The sequence below is a fragment of the Natronospira sp. genome (genome assembly GCF_007134575.1).
GTDB lineage: Bacteria > Pseudomonadota > Gammaproteobacteria > Natronospirales > Natronospiraceae > Natronospira > Natronospira elongata.
In genome coordinates, this window is record NZ_SLKM01000262.1 from 1 (window position 1) to 5,182 (window position 5,182).

Below are 5,182 nucleotides of genomic sequence, written 5' to 3' on the forward strand. Positions count from 1 at the left end.
ACCCATCCCATGCGGGCGGGGCAAATGAGCTGCATGGACTGCCATGCAGCTCACGGCAGTCCCAGCGAAGGGGAGCTGGTGGCGGCCTCTCTGAACGAAACCTGCTACGGCTGCCATGCCGAGTTCCGTGGCCCGGTCCTTTGGGAGCATCCGCCGGTTCGAGAGAGTTGCAGTAACTGCCATGAACCCCATGGTTCGGTACATGACAATCTGCTCAAGACGCGGGCGCCTCAACTCTGTCAGCAGTGCCACTCGGCCGCTTTCCATCCCAGCACGGCGCCGGATGGCAGTGGCGTTCCGCCCCAGGGCGCATCGGCTTCCATGCTGCAGCGCAATTGCATGAACTGTCATACCGATGTTCATGGCTCCAACCATCCCTCGGGTGCGGGGCAGACCCGATGAGTCGGCGACGGTTTGCCGCCAAGGGCCTGGTTCCCTTCTGCCTGTTGGCGGCAGGGGTCGCGATGGCCGAGACCGGTGAGCAGACGGAAGAGGCCGAAACCGGTCAGTGGCATGAACTCCATCTGGACCTGGGCCTCGGTGTTCAGACAGGGCAGGTCGATGGCATGGGGCGCAGTGACAATCTGAGCGGTGAGGGTCTGCGTGGTATTGGTGGTTTTCGCATGGACTGGCGTACCCTGACGGATGCCAAAGAGCCTGCGTCCCTGTTCCTGGCGGCGGAACAGCCCGGGCCGGGTATCACCCGACTGGACCTGGATTACAACCGCCAGGGTGAACATCGCACGCGTTTCAATTTCCGCGAACTGCCGCGCCGGCTGGGGGACGGTCGGACCCCCTTTCTGGGCGCGGGCGGCTATCAACTGGGATTGCCCGAGGACTGGGTCGGTGCGCCGGGAACCGGCGGCATGGAGCGATTGACCGAGTCCCTGCGTTCGGCAGCCTATGAACAGCTACGGCGCAGCATGCAGCTGGCTCATGAACGTCGCCTGTCCCGGCACTGGCAGCTGCACGGTGATGTCCGTGAGCATCGCCGTACCGGCACCCGGCCGGTGGCGGCGGTGATTGGCAGTACCGGTGGCAACTCCCGCGCGGCACTGGTGCCCGCCCCGGTTGACTACACCACCCGGGAGGCCGAGCTGGGGCTTCGTTATCAGCGTGATGCCTTTCACCTGGAGGCCAGCTACTTTCTGTCCCTGTTCGACGGCGGCAATAACATGCTGCGTTTCGACAACCCCTTCGCCGGCGTCGGCGGCTGGGCGCCGGGGGTCTCCTATCCGGATGGGCAGGGACACCTGGGCCTGATGCCGGACAATGAGAGTCACCAGTGGCGCGTCGGCCTGGGCTATGTCTTCTCGCCCACCCTGCGACTGTCCAGCGACCTGCAGATCGGGCGCAGTGAGCAGGACGAGGACTTCCTCGGCTACACCATCAACCCCAACCTCGACGTGGATGAGGCCCTGCCGAGAGACAGCCTGGAAGGGCGGATTGACCTGCTTCGTGTCGCCACGCGCCTGAATTGGCGGCCCATGAATCGACTGCGGGTGGATATCCGTCATCGCTACGAAGATCGTGACAATCGCACACCGGTGGATGTGTTCAATTACATCGGCGGTGACGCGGTCAATCAGAACAGTGGTGAGGCCCATTCCCGGGCTCGTCTGAATCTGCCGGTGAGTTTTACCGAGCAGCATCTGGAAACACGCATGGCCTGGCGTCTTGATGGCGGTGGACAGGTGCACGGGGCCTGGCGGCGTGAGCGTATTGACCGTGATTTTTCCGAGGTGGGTCGAACCGAGGAAGATCGCTTCACCCTGGGTCTGCGCCAGCGCCTGGGTGACAACCATGCCTTGTCCATGGAGGCCCAGCGGGCACGGCGCAGCGTGGATGACTACGATGCCACCGCCGTCTACTTTCTCACCCGGACCGAGGTCTATACCGACGGTGTGGCTGAGGCGGTTCGTTTCGACAACCACCCCCTGCTCCGTCGCTACAATCTCGCCGACCGCAATCAGACCCGAGCAAGAATGCGCTGGGACTGGACCCTGAGTGACAGTGTTCACTTTGGCAGTGACGCGGCCTGGTCACGGGACAATTACCGCAACTCCCCACTGGGCCTGGAAAAGGGCAGCAGTCTGGGGCTGGCCTCGGATCTGGTCTGGCAGTTCAGCTCGGCCTGGAGTACCGACACCTTCCTGTCCCTTGACCGCATTCGCGCCCGTCAACGCAGTCGCAGCTTCCGTGGCTTTGCCAAGGAGGTGGAGTCCCAGGATCCGGATCGTGATTGGTGGATGGACAATGAAGATCGCATTGCCACTCTCGGGGGCGGCCTGGAGTGGGAGCCGGACGAGGGTGATTTCAAGTTGCGCTTTGAGTGGGCGGAAAGTGCCAGCCGCAGCGAGTTCGCCATCGCCTCGGGCCCAGCCCTGGATCTTGAGCCAATCCCCTCGGTTCGCAGCCGGGGCCGTACCCTGTCACTCAACGGTCAGCATCGTCTCGGAGACGGCCTCAGCCTGCAGTGGAACTGGTACCACGACCGCTTCCGCAGCAATGACTGGGCCTGGGATGACGTGGAAGTGGATACGATCAACTCCGTCATCGGTTCCGCCCAGGACTTCGGCAATGAAAGCGTTAACTGGTATAGCCTGAGTCTGCGCTGGGACCTGCGGCCGGGCTGAGTGGTAGGACTCTCTATTCAGAGGGTCCTTAGGGGTGAGGAGTCAGGGGCTCCCTGGTCCCCACCCAAACATTTCCTCCGCGTCTATGCGTCTCCGCGCGAGGCCCCGCTTTTCCTCACCCCTGACTCCTTACCCCTCACTCCTCACTGTCTTCCAGCCGTCCCACCAGCATATCCTCAAGCATCGCTTCGGCGGCCTTGGTATGGGGGCGGCCATAGCCCTTGGTGTCCCAGCCCTCTGTGCTTTCCTTGCCACACCACTCATACATGACTGAGGGCGGGGTGGGGTGGTCGGGGATGTAGTCGGTGACGTCATAGACCTTGCCGTGGATGGCCTTCCAGCAGCTATCCGGGTTGTCGTGCTTGGCCAGTTCTTCCTTGCTGATCACGGGCAGCTCATCGTCGTTTCCTTCGGCACCGGCATCAGGTGCCATCAGCCCGACGACCAGAAGCGTGCCGATGACGCTCCAGAAAGCAACGAATGCGGTGTAGGCAAGTTTGTTCATAGGAAATCAAACTCCTCTGAATGAAATGAAGTTTTGGGAACACCCAGTTCACGAGCAATATCGCGAGCTATGCGGACCAGCGGAGTCGGCCCGCAGACGAACCACTCACGCTCTGCCGCATCCGGACAATGTTCGACAACAAAGGCACGATTCAGTGCACCGTGTGTCTCGAAGAAATGATCCAGGCAACGAAGATTGCTGGAAGCCTCCGCGGCAGCCTGAAGCTGGTCGTGATAATAGGCCCGCGAGGGGTCATTGGTGCAGTTGATCAGGAAGCTGTCACCCCAGTGGCCGCCCATGCGGATATGTTCGGCGGCGCTGACGAATGGGGTGATACCAATGCCGCCGCCGATCCAGAGTTGAGGGCGTTCGCGGCTGGCGGGTGGGAAAAACAGGCCGTAAGGCCCTTCCACGTCCGCCTCGGTGTCGGTCTGCAGGGACTGCAGGGCGCGGCTGGCGTCGCCCAGGTCCTTGACCGCGATTCTCAGCACTTCCTCCTCTGGCGCCGAGCTGATCGTGAAGGGGTGTTCCTCGCCGCGACCGTTGGCCAGCGTTGAATCATGGGGCGTGAAGTAAATGAACTGGCCGGGTTCAAAAGCCAGGCGGCGACCACGCAGCGGGAGCAGGCTGATTTCCACCACGCGATCAGCCAGGGTTTCCACTCGGCTGACCCGGTAGGGCCGGCGCTGGACTCGTCGGGCAATGGTAGCCCGCCAGGCAAAGACCAGCACCGCCAGGCCGCCCAGTCCGCCCCAAACCGTGAGACTGAGATGGGTCGGCAGGCTGCGGGTCAGTGGCAGGGTGTGGACCAGGCCTGCTACTAGTGCCAGACCGGCGAGAAAGTGGAGCGCCTTCCAGCGCTGGTAGTTGGGCCGGCCAAAGAACTGAAAACTGGGCGCGAGGAAGATCATCATGGCCATCAGGCCCAGCCAGCCGGCCCACATGGCCCAGTCGGCCGCCGGTGGCAGTAGCACTTCCAGCATGGCAGGCTTGCCATAGGGCAGCCGTGACAGGGCCATCAGCGGTGGATGCAGCAGGAGCAGCAGAAAGGCGCCCAGGCCGAGATAATGATGCTGCTGCCACAAGCGGGTCAGGCCACCGAAGGGGCGGTCGAAGCCGGGAATACGCACACTGAGAATGGCGGCGGCCAGCAGGCAGGCGAGGCCGGCCACCCCCGCCAGGCGCCCGAGATAGGCCAGCCATTGGCCGGCATCGGCCGCCCCCGGCCAGGCAAGCAGTCCGGCCAGCAGGGTGGGGATGAGAACAAGCGCCAGGCTCAACCAGTCTCCGGGATAGCGCACTGCCTTGCTCCTTGGGTTTCCTCAAACTCCCAGTCTAGTCACTCCACAGGGCTGGGGATTGATCTTGATCAAGCCGCCTTGCACTCTGCTGCCTGAGACAGACGCCAGCGCATGATTATCTTTTCGGCCTCGACGATGAACAGAATGGGTAGACTGACCGCCAGGATCAGCGCCCAGCTCTGCCAGGGCAGGGCCTGGGTTCCAAACAGCACCTGCATGGGCGGCAGAAAGGTGAAGGCCGCCTGCAACAGAATCACTAGGCCGATGGCCGCTGGCACCCAGGGGTTGCCCAGCAGCCCGCCCTTGCGAAAGATGGATTCATGTAGCTGGCGGCAGTTGTAGAGGTAGAAGATCTCGCAGGCCACCACCGTGTTGACTGCCGCCGTGCGCGCGGCCTCCAGGCCCAGCCCCGTGCTCATGTGCCAGTTGAACACCCACAGGGTGGCGGCCAGGATGAGCCCGGAGACGAAGACTACCCGCCAGACGATCATGGGGGTGAGCACCGGCTCGCCGGGTGGTCGCGGCGGTCGTTCCATGATCCGCGCCTCCGCCGGTTCGAATGCCAGCGCCAGTGCCAGGGTGACCGCAGTGACCATGTTCACCCACAAGACCTGCACCGGCGTCACCGGCAGCACCATGCCCAGCATGACCGCGGCCAGAATCAGCAGGGACTGGCCGCCATTGGTGGGGAGGATAAACAGCAGGGATTTTCGTATGTTGTCGAATATGGCACGGCCGGT

Annotated in this window: 5 protein-coding genes; 2 read left to right on the forward strand and 3 right to left on the reverse strand. The window is 63.1% G+C overall.

Features of this window, described 5'->3' with window-relative positions; all coding sequences use genetic code 11:
- Nucleotides 1–402, forward strand: a 402-nt coding sequence (locus ACJWXQ_RS10470; RefSeq protein WP_406672782.1) for a cytochrome c3 family protein, incomplete at its 5' end; no start/stop codon positions are given.
- Entirely contained in the window at nt 399–2,636 is a 2,238-nt protein-coding gene (locus ACJWXQ_RS10475; RefSeq protein WP_406672783.1) for an MtrB/PioB family decaheme-associated outer membrane protein, read from the forward strand. The genes ACJWXQ_RS10470 and ACJWXQ_RS10475, both read left to right, overlap by 4 nt.
- A 136-nt stretch (nt 2,637–2,772) precedes the next feature.
- Here the strand turns inward: ACJWXQ_RS10475 and ACJWXQ_RS10480 are convergent, their stop codons facing one another.
- The 3 genes from ACJWXQ_RS10480 to ACJWXQ_RS10490 all read right to left on the reverse strand — a co-directional run.
- Nucleotides 2,773–3,141: a cytochrome b5-like heme/steroid binding domain-containing protein gene (locus ACJWXQ_RS10480; RefSeq protein ID WP_346050146.1), complete on the reverse strand. Its 369-nt coding sequence runs from the start codon at nt 3,139–3,141 to the stop codon at nt 2,773–2,775.
- Nucleotides 3,138–4,442, reverse strand: a complete 1,305-nt coding sequence (locus ACJWXQ_RS10485) for a ferric reductase-like transmembrane domain-containing protein (RefSeq protein WP_346050144.1) — start codon at nt 4,440–4,442, stop codon at nt 3,138–3,140. Before ACJWXQ_RS10485 ends, ACJWXQ_RS10480 begins: the two co-directional genes overlap by 4 nt.
- Before the next feature lie 68 nt (nt 4,443–4,510).
- Nucleotides 4,511–5,182: cation transporting ATPase C-terminal domain-containing protein (locus ACJWXQ_RS10490; protein WP_406672784.1), on the reverse strand; the 672-nt coding region annotated here is incomplete at its 5' end.

What these genes read in the sequence shown, in the direction of transcription:
- ACJWXQ_RS10475 (WP_406672783.1), top strand. Translation starts at nt 399, where the DNA reads ATGAGTCGGCGACGGTTTGCCGCCAAGGGCCTGGTTCCCTTCTGCCTG.
- ACJWXQ_RS10480 (WP_346050146.1), bottom strand. Translation starts at nt 3,141, where the DNA reads ATGAACAAACTTGCCTACACCGCATTCGTTGCTTTCTGGAGCGTCATC.